This window comes from Fibrobacter sp. UWB3 (assembly GCF_002210405.1).
Classification (GTDB): domain Bacteria; phylum Fibrobacterota; class Fibrobacteria; order Fibrobacterales; family Fibrobacteraceae; genus Fibrobacter.
Genome location: NZ_MWQJ01000001.1, coordinates 580,903 through 602,338 on the forward strand (window position 1 = coordinate 580,903; position 21,436 = coordinate 602,338).

At 49.9% G+C, this 21,436-nt stretch carries 18 protein-coding genes; 3 read left to right on the plus strand and 15 right to left on the minus strand.

Annotation, left to right across the window (positions count from 1 at the left end; genetic code table 11):
* Window positions 1–26 precede the first annotated feature (26 nt).
* The 6 genes from B7991_RS02375 to B7991_RS02400 form a co-directional block, all read right to left on the minus strand.
* Window positions 27–1,082, minus strand: a complete 1,056-nt coding sequence (locus B7991_RS02375; protein WP_088629408.1) for a pseudouridine synthase — start codon at window positions 1,080–1,082, stop codon at window positions 27–29.
* Window positions 1,083–1,436, minus strand: a complete 354-nt coding sequence (rbfA, locus tag B7991_RS02380; RefSeq protein ID WP_014546935.1) for a 30S ribosome-binding factor RbfA — start codon at window positions 1,434–1,436, stop codon at window positions 1,083–1,085. It abuts the gene before it with no gap.
* Window positions 1,436–4,534: a translation initiation factor IF-2 gene (gene infB / locus B7991_RS02385; RefSeq protein WP_254917814.1), complete on the minus strand. Its 3,099-nt coding sequence runs from the start codon at window positions 4,532–4,534 to the stop codon at window positions 1,436–1,438. Before infB ends, rbfA begins: the two co-directional genes overlap by 1 nt.
* Window positions 4,535–4,615: 81 nt before the next feature.
* On the minus strand, window positions 4,616–5,839 hold the full coding sequence (nusA, locus tag B7991_RS02390) for a transcription termination factor NusA (protein WP_088629410.1): 1,224 nt from the start codon (window positions 5,837–5,839) through the stop codon (window positions 4,616–4,618).
* A gap of 13 nt (window positions 5,840–5,852) precedes the next feature.
* Window positions 5,853–6,305: a ribosome maturation factor RimP gene (gene rimP, locus B7991_RS02395; RefSeq protein ID WP_014546932.1), complete on the minus strand. Its 453-nt coding sequence runs from the start codon at window positions 6,303–6,305 to the stop codon at window positions 5,853–5,855.
* Window positions 6,306–6,530: 225 nt separating this feature from the next.
* Window positions 6,531–8,585, minus strand: coding sequence for a fibro-slime domain-containing protein (locus B7991_RS02400; RefSeq protein ID WP_088629411.1), 2,055 nt, complete (start codon window positions 8,583–8,585; stop codon window positions 6,531–6,533).
* 94 nt (window positions 8,586–8,679) lie between these two features.
* Between B7991_RS02400 and B7991_RS02405 the strand changes: the two genes are divergently transcribed.
* The gene (locus B7991_RS02405; protein ID WP_088629412.1) at window positions 8,680–8,889 is read left to right on the plus strand and encodes a hypothetical protein; all 210 of its coding nucleotides are present in this window, start codon (window positions 8,680–8,682) and stop codon (window positions 8,887–8,889) included.
* Window positions 8,890–8,903: 14 nt separating this feature from the next.
* Here B7991_RS02405 and B7991_RS02410 read toward each other — a convergent pair whose 3' ends face one another.
* Genes B7991_RS02410 through B7991_RS02430 form a run of 5 tightly spaced genes read right to left on the minus strand, consistent with a single transcriptional unit; the run spans window position 8,904 to window position 13,465 of the window.
* The gene (locus tag B7991_RS02410) at window positions 8,904–9,626 is read right to left on the minus strand and encodes an NUDIX domain-containing protein (protein WP_088629413.1); all 723 of its coding nucleotides are present in this window, start codon (window positions 9,624–9,626) and stop codon (window positions 8,904–8,906) included.
* A complete protein-coding gene (locus tag B7991_RS02415) occupies window positions 9,623–10,747 on the minus strand; it encodes a hypothetical protein (RefSeq protein ID WP_088629414.1) in 1,125 nt (374 codons plus the stop codon). The genes B7991_RS02410 and B7991_RS02415 overlap by 4 nt, the downstream gene beginning before the upstream one ends.
* Before the next feature lie 10 nt (window positions 10,748–10,757).
* On the minus strand, window positions 10,758–11,672 hold the full coding sequence (locus B7991_RS02420) for a peptidase M23 (RefSeq protein ID WP_088629415.1): 915 nt from the start codon (window positions 11,670–11,672) through the stop codon (window positions 10,758–10,760).
* Between the two features lie 3 nt (window positions 11,673–11,675).
* Window positions 11,676–12,248, minus strand: a complete 573-nt coding sequence (locus B7991_RS02425) for an STAS domain-containing protein (protein ID WP_254917815.1) — start codon at window positions 12,246–12,248, stop codon at window positions 11,676–11,678.
* An 8-nt stretch (window positions 12,249–12,256) separates the two neighbouring features.
* Window positions 12,257–13,465, minus strand: a complete 1,209-nt coding sequence (locus B7991_RS02430) for a hypothetical protein (RefSeq protein WP_088629416.1) — start codon at window positions 13,463–13,465, stop codon at window positions 12,257–12,259.
* A gap of 108 nt (window positions 13,466–13,573) precedes the next feature.
* Here B7991_RS02430 and B7991_RS02435 point away from each other — a divergent pair, with 108 nt between their 5' ends.
* Window positions 13,574–14,470 carry a tyrosine-type recombinase/integrase gene (locus B7991_RS02435; RefSeq protein ID WP_088629417.1) on the plus strand — a complete coding sequence of 299 codons (897 nt, stop codon included), beginning with the start codon at window positions 13,574–13,576 and terminating at the stop codon, window positions 14,468–14,470.
* 5 nt (window positions 14,471–14,475) lie between these two features.
* Here the strand turns inward: B7991_RS02435 and B7991_RS02440 are convergent, their stop codons facing one another.
* The 4 genes from B7991_RS02440 to B7991_RS02455 all read right to left on the minus strand — a co-directional run bounded on the left by B7991_RS02440 (window position 14,476) and on the right by B7991_RS02455 (window position 18,735).
* Entirely contained in the window at window positions 14,476–15,597 is a 1,122-nt protein-coding gene (locus tag B7991_RS02440) for a hypothetical protein (RefSeq protein WP_088629418.1), read from the minus strand.
* Between the two features lie 8 nt (window positions 15,598–15,605).
* Window positions 15,606–16,811: a hypothetical protein gene (locus B7991_RS02445; protein ID WP_235002909.1), complete on the minus strand. Its 1,206-nt coding sequence runs from the start codon at window positions 16,809–16,811 to the stop codon at window positions 15,606–15,608.
* Window positions 16,812–17,094: 283 nt separating this feature from the next.
* Window positions 17,095–17,631, minus strand: a complete 537-nt coding sequence (locus B7991_RS02450) for a DUF4416 family protein (protein ID WP_088629420.1) — start codon at window positions 17,629–17,631, stop codon at window positions 17,095–17,097.
* A gap of 3 nt (window positions 17,632–17,634) precedes the next feature.
* Window positions 17,635–18,735 (minus strand): zinc-dependent metalloprotease family protein, encoded by a 1,101-nt coding sequence (locus B7991_RS02455; RefSeq protein WP_254917816.1) that lies wholly within the window; start codon window positions 18,733–18,735, stop codon window positions 17,635–17,637.
* Between the two features lie 713 nt (window positions 18,736–19,448).
* On the opposite strand from B7991_RS02455, the gene B7991_RS02460 reads away from it, so the two are divergent.
* Window positions 19,449–21,416: a DNA internalization-related competence protein ComEC/Rec2 gene (locus tag B7991_RS02460; protein ID WP_254917817.1), complete on the plus strand. Its 1,968-nt coding sequence runs from the start codon at window positions 19,449–19,451 to the stop codon at window positions 21,414–21,416.
* Window positions 21,417–21,436 lie beyond the last annotated feature (20 nt).

Consider the following 21,436-nt stretch of genomic DNA (forward strand, 5'->3'; position numbering starts at 1 on the left):
TCCCGACTTGATCGGGAATCACCTTTTTAATCATCACCTAAAAAGAACTTGGGGCAAATGCGGCCCGGGTCATAAACCCCAAGCCCAATCACAGCGCCATCCTTATCGGCGGTAAAGACAAACTTTTCCGCCCCAGGCGTTGTGCTTAAATTTTCAACAGGAGTGCGCCACGGCACCCAATTTCCTAAACGAATTGCTTTCACCTGGTCGTCATTCAAGCGGACAACCGGGAAATCAAGCACCTGGTCTACAGGGAGCAAATGTTCCGGCGTGAGAGCGTCCCCACGAACAGCGCGATCCACAGTCACATCACCAATGCGGTGGCGACGGATCATCGAGACGCAGCCGCACGTACCAAGCGCACGAGCCAAATCACGACCGAGCGAACGGATGTACGTTCCCTTGCTGCAATTGCATTCCAAATCAAACGTGGCAAAGCACTTGCCGGTACAGCCTTCCGTAACCTTGCCCTCGTCCACGACTTTGAGCGATTCGATATGAATGCGGCGAGGCTTGAGTTCAATTTCACGACCACGATTCGCCAAGTCGCTTGCGCGATGGCCATCGATTTTCACAGCACTGTAATTGGGCGGAACCTGGTCAATGTCGCCAATGAACTGCGAGAGAACAGCTTCGAGGTCCGCGCGCGTCACCGAAGGCACTCCGCACTGGATCCTATCGCCTTCGGCTCCAGGATGACAACCACTCTCGTCTCTCGTCTTTGGACTTTCGCTTTGCTCAAGTCCCAAATGCTGGGCTCGGTCATATCCATGCAAGCATGGCTGCGACTCTCGCCCCACGCATTTGTCGTCTACCTTAACCACTTCCCCGTCCCATTCCAAGGTATCGGTTTCATAGCCAAGGTGGAGCCTGAACGTATAGCACTTGTCCTTCGCCTCAATGTAAGGCAAAAGGCGCGTTGCACGACCCGTAGCGGCAATAATGAGCCCGCTTGCACGCAAATCGAGCGTACCTGCATGGCCCACGCGTTTAGTACAAAAGACCCTTTTCAGAGGGAAAAGGGCCTTAAAAGATGTTTCACCTGCAATTTTGTCCAAGAGGACGAAGCCGGAAGAGGACAATTAAAGTTCCCCTTTCTGCTTCAGTTCTGCAAGGATTTCTTCAATGTGCATGGCATGTTCGAGATTTTCGTCAAGAACGAACTTGAGCTCCGGAACCTTGAAAATCTTCAAGGCCTTGCCCAAGACGCCACGGATAAAGCCGGCGGAATTGTTGAGTCCGACAAGCGTATCGCGCTTTTCTTTATCGGAACCCATCACCGAGACGAGGGCCTTTGCATAGCTCAGGTCTTCGGTAATGTCCACACGGGTAATGCTCGCGAGAGTGCTCACGCGCGGATCCTTCAAGCCCTTCTGGATGAGCTTGGAGATCTCTTCGCGGAACTGCTCGCCTAATCTATCGGTTCTACGAGTCATTAAGCGTTTTCCTTCGCTGCGGCAGCTTCTTCAGCAGCCTTCTTTGCCTTTTCTTCAGCTTCTTCGCGGGCAACGTCTTCCAACGTACGGGCGACCTTGACTTCCTTGAAGAAGATGAGGCTATCGCCTTCCTTGATATCGTCGTAACCCTTGAGGCCGATACCGCATTCAAAGCCACGAGCAACAGACTTGACGTCGTCCTTCATGCGCTTCAAGGACTGGACCACGGTCGTACCGAGTTCGATACCGTTGCGGTAAACGCGGACATGGCTCGTGCGGTCGACTTCGCCGTCGGTAACCATACAGCCAGCGATGAGACCGACCTTCGGGACCTTGAACACCTGGCGGATTTCGGCTTCGCCAACGAGTTCTTCGCGCATGATCGGCTTGAGGAGGCCTTCCACAGCGTTCTTAATATCTTCAATGCAGTCGTAAATCACGCGGTAGTTGCGGATTTCGATGCCTTCCTTCTGAGCCATTTCGCGGACAGCGAGAGACGGCATAAGGTGGAAGGAAATAATGATAGCCTGTGCGGTCGTTGCAAACAGGATATCGGATTCCGTAATCGTACCCACACCCTTGCGGATGATGTTGACGCGGACTTCCTTGTTGGTAAGCTTTTCGAGGGAAGCGGCCAAAGCTTCTGCAGAACCACCCACGTCGGCCTTGACGATGAGGTTGAGTTCGGAGAGCGTACCTTCCTTCTTTGCGTTGAAGGAGTTTTCGAGAGAGACCGTCTTACGGGCGCGGAGATCGCGTTCACGAGCGGCCATACGGCGCTTGGAAGCAATTTCACGTGCGGTCTTTTCGTCTTCCACCACGACAAGTTCGTCACCGGCCTGCGGAGTACCGTCAAAGCCGAGCACCTGACACGGAGCAGAAGGAGGAGCTTCCTTCATCTGTTCACCGCGTTCGTTAAACATGGCACGGACACGGCCAGCGTAGATACCGCAAACAAACGGGTCACCCACATGGAGCGTACCGTTCTGCACGAGGATCGTAGCCATGGAACCCTTACCCACGTCGAGCTTGGATTCAACGACAGCGCCACGGGCGTGCGTATCCGGATTGGCCTTGAGTTCAAGAATTTCAGCTTCGAGAGCGAGCGTTTCGAGGAGGACATCCATGCCCTGACCCGTACGTGCAGAAACTTCGATACAGCTGGTCTGACCACCCCACTGTTCGACTTCCACACCGCGTTCTGCGAGCTGGGCGCGAATCTTGTCCGGGTTTGCGGTCGGAAGGTCCATCTTCGTAATGGCGACGACCATCGGGACGTTTTCGCGCTTTGCAAGTTCAATACATTCAACCGTCTGCGGCATGACCATGGAGTCGGCAGCCACAACGAGAACGATAACGTCGGTCACCTGGGAACCGCGAGCACGCATAGCACTGAAGGCTTCGTGACCCGGAGTATCGAGGAAGGTAACCTTGCCCTGCTTGGTGGTGACTTCGTATGCACCGATGTGCTGCGTAATGCCACCCGATTCGCCGGACACCACGTGGGTCTTACGAATCCAGTCGAGGAGAGAAGTCTTACCGTGGTCAACGTGGCCCATGACGGTAACCACCGGATGACGCGGCTGGAGATTTTCCTGAGATTCTTCCTCGATGCCGAGAGCTTCTTCTTCGTATTCTTCCATCAGCTGAGCTTCGTAACCGAATTCATCAGCCAAAATCTGGATCGTTTCGAAATCAAGGCGAGCGTTGATGGTCACCATCATGCCCATTTCCATGCACTTTGCAATGACGCGTGCCGGCATCTGGTCCATAAGACCAGCAAGTTCGCCAACGGTAATGAAGTCAGAAGTCTTGAGGATCTTCTTTTCTTCACCCGAGTTATTTTCGGAATGTTCCTTGTGATAAACTTTCTTGACCGGGTTCTTGGAGAGGGATGCCATCACGCGGGAGACGTTCTGACGAACGGCTTCCTGCTGCTGTTCCCTCTGCATTTCCTGACGGTCCTTAGTATTGCTACGGCGGTTCTTGTCATTGCCATGGCGGCCGTTCTGACCCTTGCCATTGCCCTTACCATTCTGGTTGTTCTGACCGAGAGACTGGTTATTGTTGTTGGAAGCATTGAAAGCTTCCTGCATGGAACCGCTGGAGAATCCACCGTTACGACCGGTATAGCCGCGGCTACTGCTGCTAGCGTTACCGCCGTTCGGGCGACGATTATTGTTGTTATTGTTGCGGTTATCGTTACCGCCATTGCCGTTGTTCGAGAGACGGCCAAACGTACCCGTGTAACCCTGACCATTGCCGCCATTGCGGTTTCCACCATTCGGACGGTGGTTGTTGCGAGCGGCCTGAGCCTGCTGGCGAGACTTTTCGATACGGGCAAGGATTGCTGCATCGGGCTTGAAGACCTGTGCCTTCATCGGCGGCTGCTTGAGTTCCGTCGTAGCAGACATCATTGTCGGCTGCGGAGCAGCGGGCTTTGCGACGGCCGGAGCGGCAGGCTTTACAGCCGGAGCAGGAGCAGCAGGCTTCGGAGCTGCTTGTGCAGGCGCCGGGGCGACAGGCTTTGTCTGAGGTGCCGGGGCCGGTGCAGGAGCGGCGGGCTTAACAGCCGGTGCGGCTGGAGCAGCAGGTGCTGCGGCAGGTGCGGGAGCAGGTGCTGCCGGCTTCGGTGCCGGAGCGGCAGGAGCGACTTGAGCCGGAGCAGGTGCGGCAGGCTTCGGAGCAACTTGTGCAGGTGCCGGGGCGGCCGGTTTTACGGCAGCCGGAGCAGCGGGCTTTGCGACCGGGGACTTCGGATCCTGTTTAGCGACAGGCTTCGGAGCATCCTTGCGGGCGCCCGGGCCTTTCTTGAGGCTCACCTTCAAGCCAAGTCTGTTCGTCGCAACCGACGTTTCCTTCTTCTTTGCAGGAGCGGAAGCGGAAGAATCAGATTCAGAAGCTGTAGGCCTCTTGAGATTCTTGTTGCGGGCATCCTGCTTCTGTTTTTCGGCAGCGGCAGCATCCTCGATTTTAGCAAAGTCTGCCATATCCAATTTGGACATATGGGTACGAACTGCAACGCCTGCATCGCGGAGCAGCTTCATCACCACATCAACCTTCAATCCATGAGCGTCTGCCCAATCCTTAGGTTTCATTTGAGATTCATTCGTCATGAATAGCCTATTCAATTCCTTTTCTTATTCTTCCGTTAAACTATTTGCCCTGCGCAAAAGTTTTTAAGCGTTCACGTCCTTCTTGACAGCTGCGGCCTTTGCCTTTCTGTCTTCGTCCATACGCTTCGCTCTCATTCTTCTTTCATCCTCGTAGTTCGGAGCGAGGATGTTGTTCTTGGCTTCTTCGTCCATCTGAGACCATTCCTGTTCTCCATGAACGTCAAGCTTGCGATCCACCAAGCGGCCGGCGAGTTCCACATTCTGGCCACCCTTACCGATAGCCTGTGCGAGGTTTTCGTCATCCACGATGATTACAATACGGTCCGTATCCGGAACCGGGAACATCTTAAGGACAGATGCCGGAGCCAAGGAACGCTGTACGAACACGTCAAAGTTTTCGTCCCAGTGAACGATGTCAATACGTTCGTTGCCGAGTTCGCGGACAATCGTCTGTACGCGAGCACCCTTCATGCCGACGCAAGCGCCAACCGGGTCAATCTTCTCATCACGAGAATAGACGGCAATCTTTGCACGGCGATTCTTGGAGTCACGGGCAACAGCCTTGATTTCGACAGTGCCTTCGTAGATTTCCGGAACTTCCTGACGGAGCAAAGCCTTGAGGAAGTCGGCGTTGGATCTAGACAAAATAACCTGAGCACCGCTCTTCGTAGATTCTTCCACGCGGGCAATCACAGCCTTCACAGAAGCGCCCTGAGTCAAGCGTTCGTGCGGGATCTGTTCGCGAGCCGGGAGTTCAGCTTCAATCTTGTTGCCAAGGTCAACGATGACATTACGTTGTTCCAAACGGAGTACCGTACCGTTGATGATCGTACCGATGCGGCTACGGTAGATGTCCATGATGCGCTGGCATTCGGCACTGCGGATGTGCTGGGTCAAGAGCTGCTTTGCAGTCTGGATAGCCTGACGACCAAAGGAGGAGGTCGGGAGTTCCATATAAAGGCTGTCGCCTGCCTGAGCGTCTTCGTTGAAGTCGCGAGCTTCATCGACGAGCATGTAGCCTTCGTCCATTTCAGCAACTTCTTCGGCAGTCATGTTCGGGTCGTAGTCCGGATAGTCATCGACAACTTCGACGTTCAAGAACACATGGACTTCGTTGGTTTCCATGTCGATATCGACGTTGATTTTCTTTTCGATGTGCAGATACTTGCGGGCCGCAGAAATAAGAGCCTTCTTGAGGGCGTCCAAAATCACGGAATCATCGACACTCTTGTCTTCAACGACTTCCTTGAGTACGTCGAGCAAGTTTACTTTCGGTTCGTTCTTCATATAGTTGACCTTCCTATTTAATTTCTACTTCGACCTTGGCCGAAAGCACTTCGGACCGCGGTATGACGATTTCGCCGGCATTGCCCTTGAGCTTGAGCGTCAGATTTTCTTCGTCGGCATTCAAAAGTTCACCAGTCACTGGCTTGCCCGTCGAGCGTGTCACACGGAGCAGGCGCCCCTTGTTGCGTTCAAAGTCCGCCATAGACTTGAGGGGGCGGTCTATTCCCGGAGAAGAAACTTCAAGCGTATAAGCGCCCTCGATCAACTCGGGATCCAGGTCCAGCGCATCCGAAAGGAAATGACTCACGTTCGTGCAGTCATCGATAGTAACACCTTCGGGCTTGTCGATAAAGATTCGCAATGTCTTGCGTTTGCCAGCACGGAACACATCAGCTTCCACAAGCGTAACAGATGCGGACTTGCATGCATCGGCAATGAGAGAATTCAGTTTTTCTTGGGCGACCAAATAAACCTCTTACAATAAACGGCGTTCGTATTCGGACCCGAATCCGGCTCGTTCAAGCCAAATTTGAACCCACGAACGTCAGTACACACCAAATAGAGAAATTTTTTTGCCCTTAGGCAACTGCAATTATATGAATTAGGGGGTCTTTTCGTTTCGTCTAGTCCTTAAGACAGCGAATGGAATTTGCGTGATCCGGTCCAGAATCATCGGGATAAATAAAAACTATCAATCTTCACAGTATTCAATTTCTGGATTTTCTTCAGGTTTCTCTGGATTATCCACACGTTCTGAGGAATAGAGATCATTAGCCCACCATTCCATTTCTTCAAAACGTTCCACTTGCTGCCCAGACGACGATGTTACAACGAAAGTCATGAGCTTGCTCCAGGACATAATCTGGTTCCAGACATCATTAGAGAAGTTTCCGCCATTGCCATCATCATCAAGGCCCTTGCTATACGGCACATTAAAAGCAATGCGGTCATCTGCCAAAAGTCCACCATCAACGACGTTACCTACAGCATCCTTCAAAACTCCCGTAAACTGATACATAAAACCACCGGCTCCTTTATCAATCGGATCCTTTATGGAAGTGATATAAAAACCATTCACAACAGTCTGCATTTTGCCATTCACATTGATCTCGCGCATCACCAGCAACGACGGCGACCCCAAACTCATAATATTTGCTACACTAGCGTCACTCAATGGCGTATTCAGGTACATCGAATTTACGGCACTACCATTCTTATCAACTTTCGTAACAACATTATTTATCGTGGGATAGCCAAAACGAGTCGGAGCGACTTCGGCCAAAGAAGAACGGATATAAACATTAGAACCATCGGACTGACGATTTGCATAGAAAATATGCAAGTGATGCCAAGTATCATCGGCCCAGCCAGTAACATCAGAGGCACCAGCGCAATTGGAGTAAGCGGCTAAAGGCTCACCCGCATGGCAACCGTGGTTATTATAGGCAAGGACTTTAATATCAACCTTACCTGGGGCAGGCGCATGCGTTCCGCCCAAGTCCACAACGAGCACGCCATCCACAAAAATCCACATATCATCATCACCGACAAATTCAAATGTTTCTGGCAACGGAACCTGATTCGATAATTTGTACTTAAATTTAGCATACCCCATCATGGTAAATCCATAATTACGCAAGTGCTGTAAGCCAAGCTTACCATTTTCCGCAGCTGCCAGAGCAGCAGCACTTAGGCCCGATCCCGCTGAATTTACAGCACGCGGTCCACCATAATTCAGCCAAGACTGGCAAAGCTTATACGTATTTTGTCCCCACGCATCCTGCTGAGTATGCGCATACTGATAGTCAAAAGGCGGGCAATAAATAGAAAGCGACTGAGGGTCAAACTGGTCCGGATATTTGGCACTAATCCATGACCTTGTCACAGGATCAATGCTATCCAGCGGAAAGAAACCACCATTGTTGTAATTTTGTTCAAAAATAAAGTAACTGGAATTTGGATCCTTCGGAATATCCATTGTCGTGTTGATACGCTTGTTTACACCAGGAACATCAGCATACCACTGTTCAAAGAACTGGTTATCACATGCCTCCGTCGCTTTTAAAATTTTCACGTCATTCAGCATATCAATTTCGCTACTAGCACCTGGAGCAAAAGCCAAATGCGGAGAGACCATTCCCGGCGTATAAATAACCGGATTTGACCAAGTCATATCCCCTGCGACACACTTATAACCACTTACATCATCCGTTGCATTCTTGTAACCTTGCTGAAAAGATCCCAGATTATGTCGTGTACAATCACCATACTCCAAGGCCTTTTCCGAAGAAACCGTCTGCAAGTACGCAGGCAACGCAGGATTTACCATCATCGGAAGACCATCAGCACCAATCTGCACCCCACTACCAAGCAAAGCATTACCACAGGTATAATGATACGGGGCATTACTGTACCACGTAACATCATAACCATTAAGGTTCATCGCCGTACCAGTTGAAGTCTTGTAATTATAAACATCATCCAAATGTTCAGCAGCCACTTCTGAAAAGTTTTCAAAGTCCGGATGATTCGATTGAAAATCACGAATAACGACATCCAATGTCAAGGCGCCAGTATACCCGCCCTCCTTAGCAAGCGCAGAACTCTTTTTAAGGGAACGAGGCACACAGTCAGTATATTTCTGAAAGCGTGACTTTTTATCGGATTTATCCTCCGCTTGTGCACCGTTATCAGCGCATGAATAGAAGAACAATAAAATAGGCAAAATCAAAAGTAATCGTTTCATATCCAAAAATTAGCTTTTTTATAAACACGCGTCAAAAACGCCAAACTTGTTGTCGCGCCTCTTGTTGACTCTCACATTATGCTATATTTAAAATATGGCTTACGTACTTCTCATCCTTATCAGCATCGGCGGACTTGCACTCTGCGGTTTTTATCTCAAAAAGAACATTATCCGAATCAAGGAAAAGAATAAGGACGAGCCGAAAAAGTACAAGCGCGTACTGAATTACGTAACAACGGGCCTTTGGTACGGCTACTTGATCCTGTTCTTCGCAGGACTTACAATTAACAATACGATTTTTTAGTAATTAGCGACTAATTAGTAGTACACTTTCTGCGCTTCAAGCCAGCGTTCGTAGAGGAACAGAGCAATAAAGTTCTTTCCGTCGATAAACTGGTGAGCGGCTTCTTCGTAAGGCAAAACTTCCGTACGGATCCATTCGTTTTCATCCGTGTAGGTCTGGTTCCTACCATCCATCGCATTAAGTTCTTCGCGCGTCACGCTACGTTCAATCGCATAAAGGCGAATGCGTTCATCCAACAGGCCGCAGCTTCCGGCAAAGCCTTCACTTTTCCCCTTATACCAGAAGTCCATCAAGTCAATCAGTTCGGAGTCCTTCGCCTTGATTTGCGCTTCTTCTTCGAGTTCCGAGAGAGCCACCTTGCGGAAATCGCCCGACCAGTCAAGAATCCCCGCCGGGATTTCAAGTGAATCCGTTTCCGAGATTGCAAATCGCGGCTGACGCACCAAGAGCAAATAACGCTTGCCTTCGCAATGGAGCACAACAAGCACGCCCACAGCATGGCCGCGCACAAGCACAATTCCGTGAACCGGCTTTCCATCCGGCAAAAAGGCCGTCGCATTCAGCTTGATAAACAGCGGTTCATGGCGCTTGCTAAAGTAATCGACCGAAGCAAAATGCACCTTTGTAATCTTGAACTTTTTCTCTGAAGCTTCAAGCCACTGCTTATAAATCTTACTTCCGAGAATTATCGGCTTATCTTCTTCAGGGATTTCAGCAGCAAAGGTATATTCAATCATTTTGACTCCGTCGATTCGGCTTCAAGCGTATCACGCGCAACAGTCGCCGATTTCCAAACTTTATACAAACTATCTATCGAAGGACCTTCTTCAGATTCAACCACAAGGCTATCTGTCGTCAGGTCAAATGCAACCCAGTCCTTCTTTGTCGAAGGGCCGCAAGAGCGTTCATTTTCATCGGGAACAAAAAGCTCCCGAATAAAAGTCATATCGCCCTTATAAAGAAGCGCCGTATGCGAGAATTTATTCACCATCGCACATGAGGGAATGTCTTCAACGTAGTACGTGCTCATATGCCATACCGTATCGAGACGTTCCTTCACCTTGCCAAGCGATGTCGAATCGTATTCCCATTTAGAATTCAGGCAGTACGTGGAATCTTCAGAAGCACAAGCATAACGCACCGGCACAAGTGCCGTATCCGATTCTCTCCAGCTTGTGGGGTAAACCGTATCGGCAACAACATCATTGCATATGTCTACACGCATGGTGCAGTTTGCACGGAGCGTTCTCCAGTAAAACTTTTGCGGCGTAAGCGAATCCAGCACACGGACAATCGAAGGAGACTTCTTTGTTCGCAGCGGCAACTCGGAAGGTTTCGCAAAAGCAGAATCCACAAAGATTTTAAACGTATCGCGTTCAATGGTTCCACGGCGGAGCTTGATGGAATCCAAAAGCGAATCCAAGTGATTTTTAATGATGATGTTTGTAATGTTCGGCGAAATGCCGCGACCCGTCAACATTTTAAAAGTCGAATCCGGGCGGTACATTGGCGACGGGCAGTCATCCGTATTCACCTTGATATTCACCTTCGGCGAAAAGACGAGCACCGAATCCTCGAAAGAATAATTCAAGTCAATCGAGGTCAACGAGCAATTTGAAAAAGACCAAATTTGCGAAAGCGTAATGTAAAGCGTATCCGAAATCAAGTGAACAGTCTTGCCCGAGTCAAGCGTTGCACCAAGGAAAAATCCCTCGCCAGATACGGATTTTCCATTCGGCATCACGTCGAGAGGGCCATCGCCATCCTGCGCGCACGACGAAAAAAGCGCCAATATCGAAGACACCAAAAGGAACAACAAGCAAGCAGGGAATTTCAACGCCACAGGTTTACGATTCATACAAACTCACTCAAAACGGCAAATTCTTTTTGAAGTTGGCAATTTGGGCCGAGTCCACCGGATGAGTCGATTTATAGAAATCTCTCCAGCGAACAAACAATCCATTCTGCCGAATGGTCAAGAAGAACGAAGAACTATCCTGCGGAGAAAGGCGACCAACCGCATCCTTGACTCCAAGAGTCTTGCCGACAACAGGCGCCATTTTCCATGAACCAATGCCAAACATACGAGACGTAATTCCGTTTCCGTGATTCAGTTCCACGAACATGCCAAGCGAATCGCGCCCAGCCTCAAGAACAATCCCCGGAAGCACAGGATAAACAGGAGCTTCGCCAAGGCCACTGAATACATCAGCAGAAATTAACGCTTCCTGGCCTTCAAAGTCAAAGTTGTCTACAATCGAAAGAGCCGACCATCCAAGCGGGACATCGGGACACGGCCCAGGGAAAAGGCAACCGGTCTTACTCGAAATCCAGACCTTCGAGGAATCTTCCCGAGTCATATGCAAGAACACATTGCGCGTCGAATCTTCAAGAACGACAAGGAGCGCATCGCCAAAGTCCTTCTTGGAGGCAACCCAATGAATCTTGGCGCCATCCCCCGACAAATTCTTCACGTAGCGCAAGAACGTATTCGGGAGAGCAAGAGAATCCGTTACAATCCACGAGCACTGGGCAAAGCCATCCTTGAGTTCAAAAGGCGTTCCGTCATACGCTGTACAGCCAGCAATCCAGTCTTCGACAACCGGAGCAACAGGTTCTTCGTTTCCGGGCAGTGGAAGTTTATCCACCAGCATACGGAACCAGCCATTCGTATAGGCGGCTATGATCAAGGCAAAGACAATGATAATTCGGATTAGCGGGAATCTACGGTGTTCACGCTTTCTCTTTCGCTTGCCCTGATATTCTGAAAATTCTACAGCCATCGATTACAAGACCAGATAAGAAACAACTGCAGCAGCAATCAGCAACAAGACGACTACGGCAATGAGGGTTCCCTTCGAAGACGGAGCCTCATCTACAAGCGGATTGGAATCCAGAATTTTCGGTTCAGGCGGCTGCGGTTGCGTAACAACCGGAGCTTCGGGAACAGGTGCCGGAGCAGGCTGCGATGCCACAGGTGCCTCGACAGCAGCCGGTGCGACAGGAGTTTCAGAAACAGGTGCATACGCAGCCATTTCATCTGCACTCATGAAAATGCGGATAAAGCGTTCGAGCCCAACCTTCCTGAGACTTTTTGCAAGCGATTCCTTATCCGCGAGCACGGCAAACGTTCCGTTCCGCTTGGAAAGTTCCTGATGGAACTGCATAAAGGCATTGTACGCATCGCTATAAACAAAATCAATGCCTGATAGGTCTACGCCAATAAACTTGACTTCATCATTTTCCGCCATTGCCGTACGGAAAATTGCCTTGAAAGATTCTGCATCAAAAGCTCCAATCGGATTGAGCGGAGCCGGAAGCAAAAGGAATAAACCCACATTTTTTGATTCAGTCATCATGTAGTCCTCTATTCCAATATTTCATCGTCAGTTTCTACAATCGGAGTTGCAGGCGCTGTAGGGGCCGTCACAGCCGGTTTTTCAGGAGCCGGAACGGACTGATTCACGGGAGCCTTCGGCGTCTGTTCAACCGAAACTGGCGTTTCCTGAATACTTTCTTCCACGTATTCTTCTGCCGGCAAATATTCCGGTTCTTCCGTTACAAGCTTCTTCGCGGCATCGGTCTTGCTCAAGTGACCTTCTTCTCTCGGCTTATGGCCAAAGAGGTAAGGGCTAAAGCTAATGCTCACGCGATGCACTGGCGAAAACACCGGATGCGATTCAAACGCGTAATCCACCACAAGGAAATTTGCAATCGTAAGACCGGCACCTGCCGTTACACTCTTGAAAGTCGTAAAGCTACTGAGACCGACTCGCAGCTTGAGTCCAAAGTCAAAGGCAAATTCGACACCACCACGACCACCAGACAGCCAGTCCAGAGGGTCTTCCCAAAAGCGCTCGCCACCGTGAGTGTCTTCGTCAAAATCAAGATCTCTTGCTTCGTGATGGAAAAGCCCAGCACTCTGCCAATAGAAATTGAACTTGCCATAGAGGTATTCCACCGGCAAGCCGTAACTCAAAGCCAAATAGAATTCAGGAGCAGAATATTCGAACTCCCCCGATTCCCAAGTCGCCGCAGACGATGTCCAGCCCTTCAAAAGACCGGATACGTAAAAATCGTCCATGATCTGGTAACGCGCACTAGCATCGCCACGGAAGCCCCAGCCGGTTTGGTCCATATCACGGTAAAGCACATGGAACGCAATACCCAAGTCGAGGCGGTCTATAAACCGACGACCCCAGGCCACAGAAAACCCCCAGTCCGCAATAGAAAGCGTATTGTAGTTCGAGCCCTCGGGCACAGGTTCGCCATCCCTGATATACGGGATATCATCGGCACCGAACCTGGAGAACGAAACTCCTATACCCTGGTTTTTCGGGAGCGGAATGACCATCGACGCGTAATCGTACTTGGTATCTTCGTAATAAGCCGTATGCGAGAACGAAGCCCACATGTACTTCGCCTGCGAAAGCTGGTAAGCATTCGTGCCGAGGCCCAGGTAATCCCCTTCGACAGCCAGGGTTGCAGAACCCAAGGCCGCAGAGCGAGCACCCGGCTCCATATCAAGAGTCGCATTCGCGCCCACCACGCGGTCAGCAGCAAAAGCCGATGACACAAACGCACAGGCAAGGAAACAAGTCCGCAGAGATATAAAATTTTTCAAAAAAGACATTTGGTGACAACTAAGATAGATTATTTTTCTTTTTGGAAACAGCGAAGAACAATGCTTTTAGACGAATACATCCAAAATTTTTTGATATACCTGCAAACACAGCGCAGGTATTCCGAAAGGACTGTCGATACATACCGAAAATCGCTTGAAAAATACCTTGCAACACTTGCCGACAACACTCCACTCGAAGCATTCACCGAAATGAGCGTCAAGAATTTTGTTTGGGAACTTAAGATCAAGCAGAAACTCGCGCCCACAAGCATCTGCGAGCACCTCGCCGCATTGAAAAGCTTTGGCAAGTACCTCGTGCGTTCCAAGATTTTGCAGAAAAATCCCGCCGAAACAGTTCCCATGCCCAAGCGCCCCAAACGCCTTGTGCAGTTTCTCGGGCAAAAGGACCTCGCCGAAGAAAAATTCCCTGAATTGCCCGAAAATCCGACACTGAAACAAGTCCGCGCAAGGCTCTTACTCGAGCTCATTTACGGTTCGGGGCTCCGCATTTCGGAATGCCAAAGCCTCTGCTGGAATCAATTACAGATAAAAGAAAAACTAGTCCGCGTCATCGGTAAAGGCAACAAGGAGCGAATCGTCCCCATTACAGATGCGCTCACCTTATGGCTTGAAAAATTCAAAGCAGCAGAAATCGAAGCCGGGCACGCCCCAAGCGCTACAAGCTTTGTATTCTTGAGCGAAGGCGGCAAGCCCTACGACATCCGCACTTTAAGAAACGATATCCACGACCTGCTCCGTGAAATCGGCTGGGAAGGCAAAGCAAGCCCGCACGTACTACGCCACAGCTTTGCCACGCACTTGCTAGAGAACGGAGCCGAGATTATGAGCGTCAAGGAAATGCTCGGGCATTCGAACATTTCCACCACGCAAATCTACACGCACGTGAACGCCGAACGCCTCAAGCAGGCTTTCAAGAAAACGCACCCAAGGGCGTAACGCAATTAGAAGAAGCTTCCCTTCACGCCAACAGCGATAGTCCACTGCTGTCCAAAGTCCTTCCAGTCCGGAGCGTTCCACTTTTTCATCGGGCTTTCGTCGTATTCATTCTTGGCATTTGCGCCACCCGCCTTATCATGAATCGGCAACGAGAACGCTAAGAACACCGGGAAATCCGGGTTCGAGAATTCCAAGCCATACACGAGAGAAACAGACCATGCCTGGTGATCCGGATCCGGCTTCGGGTCGTAGACACCCTCCTTTTCAGAGGATATCCAGGCTACGCCAAGCGGCACCGAGAAGTTCAAGCCAAACGACTGCACAATCCCTTCGCGACCGCGATAGCCATAAGCAATGGAACCACCAATAGACGGAGGCGTAAACGCGCCAAGGTCATTTTCGCCATACGGCTTAAAGCGATACTTGAAGCGGTCGCCATGCTTCTTGGTGTTTTTCCAGTAGCTATCGTTGAATTCATTTTCACCCGAGATCAGATGCATTGCAAACGGGTGCGTATAGCTCAAGCTATAGAGCCAAATGCCCTTGTCCGTATCACGGCTATAGTCCCAGCCAAGCGTGAGCGAGTATAGCCCGCTACCCTTCTGGAAGCTGCTCGGCAAAATTTCCTGAGAAGCGTCCGTACCGCGCTTGATATCGTACTGGCCCGTCGGAATCGTAAGCGATGCCGAAAGCGAAGCCGCACCGCCACTGCCGATAGTCTTTGAAAAATCAAACGAGATATCGCCAAGGCCGCCCGTACTGCGGTCCACCGGAGCACGGTTACTGCGGTACTGCACTTCACCCTGATGGCTCATGAGCGGAATCGAGACACCCACCTTCGTATCCCAGGTCGGCTTGATCGAAAAGTGCGGATTCACCGAGAGGGCCGAGAAATTCTGCCCCACGTTGTACTTCGTAAAGACTTCGGCTTCGAGGTAACCACCCGAAACGCCCTGGCCAATCCACTTGATGCCATCGCCAGAACCGCCACCGGAACCGCCAGCACCGCAACCGCCAATGGACTGCCACGGAGTCGCAGGCTCCACAGGAGAATTAAAGCCAGCATAAAAAGCAACCGCAACAAGCGCGACTAAAGAACAGCCTTCAATCCAAAAATTCTTTTTCATGTCGAACCTCACGGGAGCTTAAGCAAATATGCGTTGTTAGTACCAGTCGCCAAGAACGCGCCATCGGGAGAACGGCCACCCGTCATAGGAATCGTCGCCACCACGCGATTTTCGCCAACCCATTCTGCAGCGAGGTCCGCAGGAGCGCCCGCCGTCAAACGGATTTCACGCATGACCGTGCGGCCCACAGAACCATCCTGGACAGACGGATTCGTCAAGTTGTTCGTGTTCAGCATCTGGGAACCCTGCGGGAATTCAGCCCACAGCACAAAAAGACGGCCATTCCATTCAAACCAGTGCGGCTGTGCAGGCTCGGACATCATGTCCTTCGTGCGCGGGATCTTAATAGCCTTAGTCGAAGACGTCGATGTCGGAAGTTCCTGAATATAGGCTTCCCAGCTAAATACACCTTCGTACATGTTATAAACGACAAACTTGCCATCCGGCGAAATTAAAGGACTGTCAATTTTCCAGTCTTCGCGGCCTTCCGGCTTTTCGAGGCGAACGGCCTTGGACTTGGAGCCCTTGGAATAATCGACATAGACGATTTCTTGTGCGCCGCCTTCGCCATCAACATACGTGAGGCGAACATTCTTCGTGCCAAAGAAACCTTCGACCGTTTTCACGTCGCCATCTTCGTCCGCTTTTGCAGATGGTTCAACCCACACATGCGGAGCCGCATCGACAACATTGCCTTTTTCGTAGAACCAGAATTTTTCCTTGTCCGACGTGCGAACCGCAAAAATACCGTAGTCCAAATCTTCGCAAGCCTTACTGCCATGAATATCATAGCCACGCAAAGCCACAATGTAATCGGCATGAGTCGTCCATTCCGGATCCTGGAACTGGCATTCTCCCTTGGAGAGATCGCGCATCAAATACCACACCACATTATTTGCCGTATCAGACACAGTCAAGCGGTCATGAACCGCCACATCGGTTAAAGAATAGCCATCATCATGCTTCTTCACTTTAAGTTCATCAAAGTTAAGCCAAAGCATCGATCCCGGGAAATTCACCGTATCGTTACTGACAGACGGATTACAGACCTGCTCGCTTTCATTCTTGTTTCCATCTACAGGATAAATTTTTCCGACAGCAGATTCCGAACTGGAATCCGAATCGTCAGAAGAATCCGCCTTGAACGGATCAGGAGAATAGCACGCAATAAACGAAAAGGCCAAAAGGCCCAAGAGTAAAGGCTTCTTTTTCATCAAAGAGCAATATAAAAAGATTTAGAGATGAGAATTTGAGAACTTTATCAAAATGTCATCCTAAGCGAAGGGCATTGCCCGAAGTCGAAGACTACTCAGAAAGTGAGTGTTGCGTCCATGCTTGCATGGGCATAACCGAGCCAAGGAGTTGGGGCTTTAGCCCCATCCAGTAAAAATTATTCACTAGAAATAACTGGATTCCTCGTCCTAACGGACTCGGAATGACGTTTTACCAACTGAACTTGGAATGACGTTATTCGATTGCGTAATGACGTTCTAGCGACTACGCGCCCTTACGCGCTTTCTTGAACTTTTCGCGGATAAGTTGCAGATCGTGCTGATAGGGATTTCGCACAAAGTCATCAAACGCCCAGGCGGTCGGGTGGAATACGCCCTTCGCATACGTCAAAAGCATATCGAGCCATACGCCCTTGCCCGCATAAAGCTTGAAAGGGCCACGCTTGTAGCTCGGCAGCACGACTTTATCCATATCCATGTAGCCGATATCAATGTTTACATGGCGAAGTTCAGGAGCTTCGGCCGAAGCGGTCGTAAGTTCAAGCGCATTGCTGCGTTCTTTCTCTTCGGCAATCGTCTCCGGCGAGATTTCCTTTTCAAAAGAAACAACCCCGCGATACAAGTCATCGCCCATTTCAGGCTTGTAGTAATCCGTCTTGTCAAAAGCAAAAAGGCGACCCTTATGGCGGATCGGTCCCCAAGTCTTTTCAAGAAGTTCAATAACGTCCGGGTTCCATTCAGACCCTTTCTGCAACACAAACGCAATCAGTTGCGCATTTTCAGAAAATTGAGAAGCTTTCATTTTTTAGTGCGGGAAAATCATCAAAGAAGAGCGAATTATTTCCATTTGCTGTTCCGTAAATATAACATCTATCGTGTCGCTAACCGTTATCGGGAACATAATATTATTCACATCAGGGCAAGTTTCAATGCCGGATTTCGCCAAGCACCCAATACTGCTCCTGTAAACGGCATCGCCAACACCCGCAGTCTTATAAAGGGTGCTACGGAAGACATCTATACAAAACGGCGTATCCGTCAGACCATCTTCCATATTCGACAAGTCTCCAGACAACACCATTAAACCGCTTTCCATCTCATGGCTCAAATCCCTTCTTGTCGTAGAAGTATGTCTGAGCCCAAAGAAATGCCCCGATTCATGGATCGCCGTCATTGCAATAGTATAGGCAGAAAGCAACTCAAGGCCGCCACCCGTCTTTCGAACATGCTCGCCAATTACAACAGAACTCTCGTCGCCCGAGCCAAGCACTCCCGAAAACAGGTGCGCAAAACCCATAATTTCATTTTTGCTAATGCTATGCACCATGATGATATTCAACGCATTGCGGAGGTTATCCTCAGGCCATCCAGCAAGTTCGCTGACAAACATATCCTCCGAACTTTCACCAGCAACCCACGGAATCTCAGCCGGGTACTTATACCCTAAAGTCGGATGAGTATTGGCATAGCGAACATAGAGCGTATCAATCGTTACACCATAATACTTCTCACGGAAAGCGCTTAACAAATAGCTCGAAAATTCTTCTATGCTCAACCCGTCCTTGGTCTTTTCCATGGCTCCCACGACAATTAAGTTGATCGAAAAATGAGTGCTATTCGTGCCGACACCATTTAAACGGACATTTTCCACTTTTCCTTCGTAATACTTTCCATCGACACCAAGCGTCGTAGCCCATATCGACATCTTGTTTTCATGACAAGTAAACGAATAGACATAGCGGTTTCCGACAACTGTAGGCATCAAAGTACGGACTTTTGTGAAATTCACGTAACCTTCGCGACCATTCACTTCGTATGTACGGAACAATTGCAATTCTGGCGTCGGTTGGGTCGGATCGATATCAAAAGATAGCGTATAAGCGGCTTCAGGGTGAACCATCAACATGACACCACGGGCAAGATGCGCCGCGGCAGAATCATTTTTGGCCATGTCATTGGGATAAAGTTTAAAATCAATCGACTGGTTTACCGCTGGGAATAAGATACTTTCGCCACTTGCTTCAACTGTTTCAGAACATGATGTAAAAAAGCTTGTCCATAAAATGCACAAAAGCCCCAATATCCACACTTTTTTACAAAGAATTTTCATAAACAGCGAACCCAACAACACCTTTAATGCGTGTATAAAAAGTAGAGACCCACTTAAAATACAAAAGTTATACGAAAATGAAAAAAAATATCAAAGAAAAAATATTTTTCGCATTTAAGGACCTTTTAGCCCCTCTTGACGGGAAACCCGCATTAATAAGCGCCATCACCGTCATATCAACCATCGTCTCCATAGACAAGCCAAATTTCGCCACATTCCTACTTGGAATAGTGCTTTTATTCACACATTTCTTTAGGCGGCACATCCAATGGGTGATTTTTGTGTCTTTGGCAGCAGGAATTATCGCTCACGAGGGAATTCCGGGGATTTTAGGGTCATCGAACGAGCAATTTACTAGTGAGATAGTTAGCAAAATCGACGCAATCGGTAGTTCCGAGTGCGGGAAAGTCGAATCTAGGCTCCCACGGCCCAAAGGGACGGCGTTTATTATCAACGTTTCAGCAAATGCCGAGGAAATAGCTCGCGAGAGTGCGCGCGGGGAGTATAAAGTGCGCCTGACCGAGAAGCGGAACTTGCCGGACCTCCCCTTGCCGGGCGATTCCATCTGTTTTGAGGCTTCGTGGTACCCGGTGACGCCACCGAGCGTGCCCGGTGCTTTTGATACGCAAAACTGGCTAAAATCGCAAAATTTGGCCGCTTATGGCAAATTCAAGCATTGGAAAGCGTATCCCGGCAATTGGACGTTTGAACGGAGCTTTTTTAAGTTCCGGCAATTTATGCAGGCGAGATTTGCAAAGTTCCTCGACCCTGCCGAAACAGGACTCTTGATGGGGCTATTGGCGGGTGACCGCTCGGGGATTCCAGAGATGCTGCGGAGCGATTTCCAGCGGTCTGGGCTTGTTCACGTGCTTGCAATTAGCGGTTTTCACGTCGTTTTGCTCGCGGGAATGCTCATGATTTTCTTGAAAGCGACCGGGCTTCCGCATAAAATCGTCATCATCATCGCCGTGACGCTTCTCGCGATTTACGTTCCCGTTACGGGAGGTTCGCCAGCTGTTCGCCGTGCGGTCATGATGTTCGCCATCCCGCAAATTGGCACTTTATTCGGGAAACCCGCAAACACGCTCAACAGCTTGGGTGTCGCGTTGCTCCTCATCATCTTGCCGGAACCAAGCGTCATCTGGAATCCGGGATTTCAACTTTCGTTCGCCGCAACCGCCGGCATCATCATCGGAACGCCGCACAACCCGACAAAGCTTTTGCCCGACAGTTTCAAGCAAAACAAGCTTTGGCAAAAGATTCAATCGTTCGCCATTGACCCCACATATGTAACGCTTTGTGCAACACTCGCCACAGCGCCATTCCTCATCCATCATTTCAAGACGCTTTCGCCGTTCGCCTGGTTCGGAAACATTATCGTTGTGCCTGCGATTTCGCTTGGCATGCAGGCGGGGCTTTTCGCACAGCTCTCGCCCATCGACTTTATTTGCGGAACATTCTGTGCTGCCGCGAGATTCTTTTTGCGATTGGCATCGCTATTGACGCGAATACTCTCGGATTCTGCAGCCGCATCGATGACCGTCGGACCGTTTTCGCCTGCGGTTCTGCTAGCACTCGGATTCTTAATTCTGCTTTTGCCGGTTTGCTACAAGAATTACATCGCCCGCAAATACGCAATTTTTTTCATTTTAATTGCCGCCGCTTTATTCGCATTTGAAAGCTACTGCAAGGTAATGCACCCGTCGTGGACGCTCACGACCATCGATGTCGGGCAAGGCGATAGCCACCTCGTCAAAACGCCATCTGGCAGACATTTTCTCATCGATGCAGGCGACAACAGCCGTCAAGATTCCGGCAAAGACATTATCGTTCCGTTTTTGCACCACATTGGCGTAAGCGAACTTGACGCACTCATCATCACGCACCCCGACAAGGATCATTTCGGCGGTGCCAAATCTATTTTGAAAATGTTCCCCGTCAAGGAACTCTGGACAAGCGATTGTTCTATGAAAGAAAGCAAACCCGACTGGCAACAAGTCCTCAGCGAAGCCCGCAAAAGGAACGTCCCCATCCGCAACATCCATCGCGGCATTCTGTGGAAAGAAAACTACTTTGAAATGCGAACGCTCCACCCGCGAAACGACATCTGCGTCGAAGCCAACGAAGGGAGCATCACGCTTCGGCTCAAGGGGCTTGGGCATTCCGCCATCCTCACCGGTGACCTCACAGTCAAAGGCGAAAAAGAAATTCTGAAAACAGACGCTTATCTGAAAAGCGACGTGCTAAAGCTTGGGCATCACGGCTCCAAAACATCCAGCAGCGTGCCGTTCGTGACAGCAGTTTCCCCCACATACGCCATCATCCCGAGTGGCCGCAAGAACAAGTTTCGCCACCCGCACAAGCAAGTCACCGACCGCATGGACTCGCTGAAAATTCCCTACATCAACACCGCCAAAAAAGGGACGATAACGTTCACGTTCGTCCCGGATTCAGTAAGCTATACAACGATGTGGTAAAGACATCATACTGACACGCT

Bases quoted from the DNA above. Each gene is read 5' to 3' on its own strand.
- rbfA (WP_014546935.1), bottom strand. From the start codon at position 1,436: ATGACTCGTAGAACCGATAGATTAGGCGAGCAGTTCCGCGAAGAGATC.
- infB (WP_254917814.1), bottom strand. From the start codon at position 4,534: ATGAAACCTAAGGATTGGGCAGACGCTCATGGATTGAAGGTTGATGTG.
- nusA (WP_088629410.1), bottom strand. From the start codon at position 5,839: ATGAAGAACGAACCGAAAGTAAACTTGCTCGACGTACTCAAGGAAGTC.
- B7991_RS02400 (WP_088629411.1), bottom strand. From the start codon at position 8,585: ATGAAACGATTACTTTTGATTTTGCCTATTTTATTGTTCTTCTATTCA.
- B7991_RS02405 (WP_088629412.1), top strand. From the start codon at position 8,680: ATGGCTTACGTACTTCTCATCCTTATCAGCATCGGCGGACTTGCACTC.
- B7991_RS02410 (WP_088629413.1), bottom strand. From the start codon at position 9,626: ATGATTGAATATACCTTTGCTGCTGAAATCCCTGAAGAAGATAAGCCG.
- B7991_RS02415 (WP_088629414.1), bottom strand. From the start codon at position 10,747: ATGAATCGTAAACCTGTGGCGTTGAAATTCCCTGCTTGCTTGTTGTTC.
- B7991_RS02420 (WP_088629415.1), bottom strand. From the start codon at position 11,672: ATGGCTGTAGAATTTTCAGAATATCAGGGCAAGCGAAAGAGAAAGCGT.
- B7991_RS02425 (WP_254917815.1), bottom strand. From the start codon at position 12,248: ATGATGACTGAATCAAAAAATGTGGGTTTATTCCTTTTGCTTCCGGCT.
- B7991_RS02435 (WP_088629417.1), top strand. From the start codon at position 13,574: ATGCTTTTAGACGAATACATCCAAAATTTTTTGATATACCTGCAAACA.
- B7991_RS02440 (WP_088629418.1), bottom strand. From the start codon at position 15,597: ATGAAAAAGAATTTTTGGATTGAAGGCTGTTCTTTAGTCGCGCTTGTT.
- B7991_RS02445 (WP_235002909.1), bottom strand. From the start codon at position 16,811: ATGAAAAAGAAGCCTTTACTCTTGGGCCTTTTGGCCTTTTCGTTTATT.
- B7991_RS02450 (WP_088629420.1), bottom strand. From the start codon at position 17,631: ATGAAAGCTTCTCAATTTTCTGAAAATGCGCAACTGATTGCGTTTGTG.
- B7991_RS02455 (WP_254917816.1), bottom strand. From the start codon at position 18,735: ATGTTGATGGTTCACCCTGAAGCCGCTTATACGCTATCTTTTGATATC.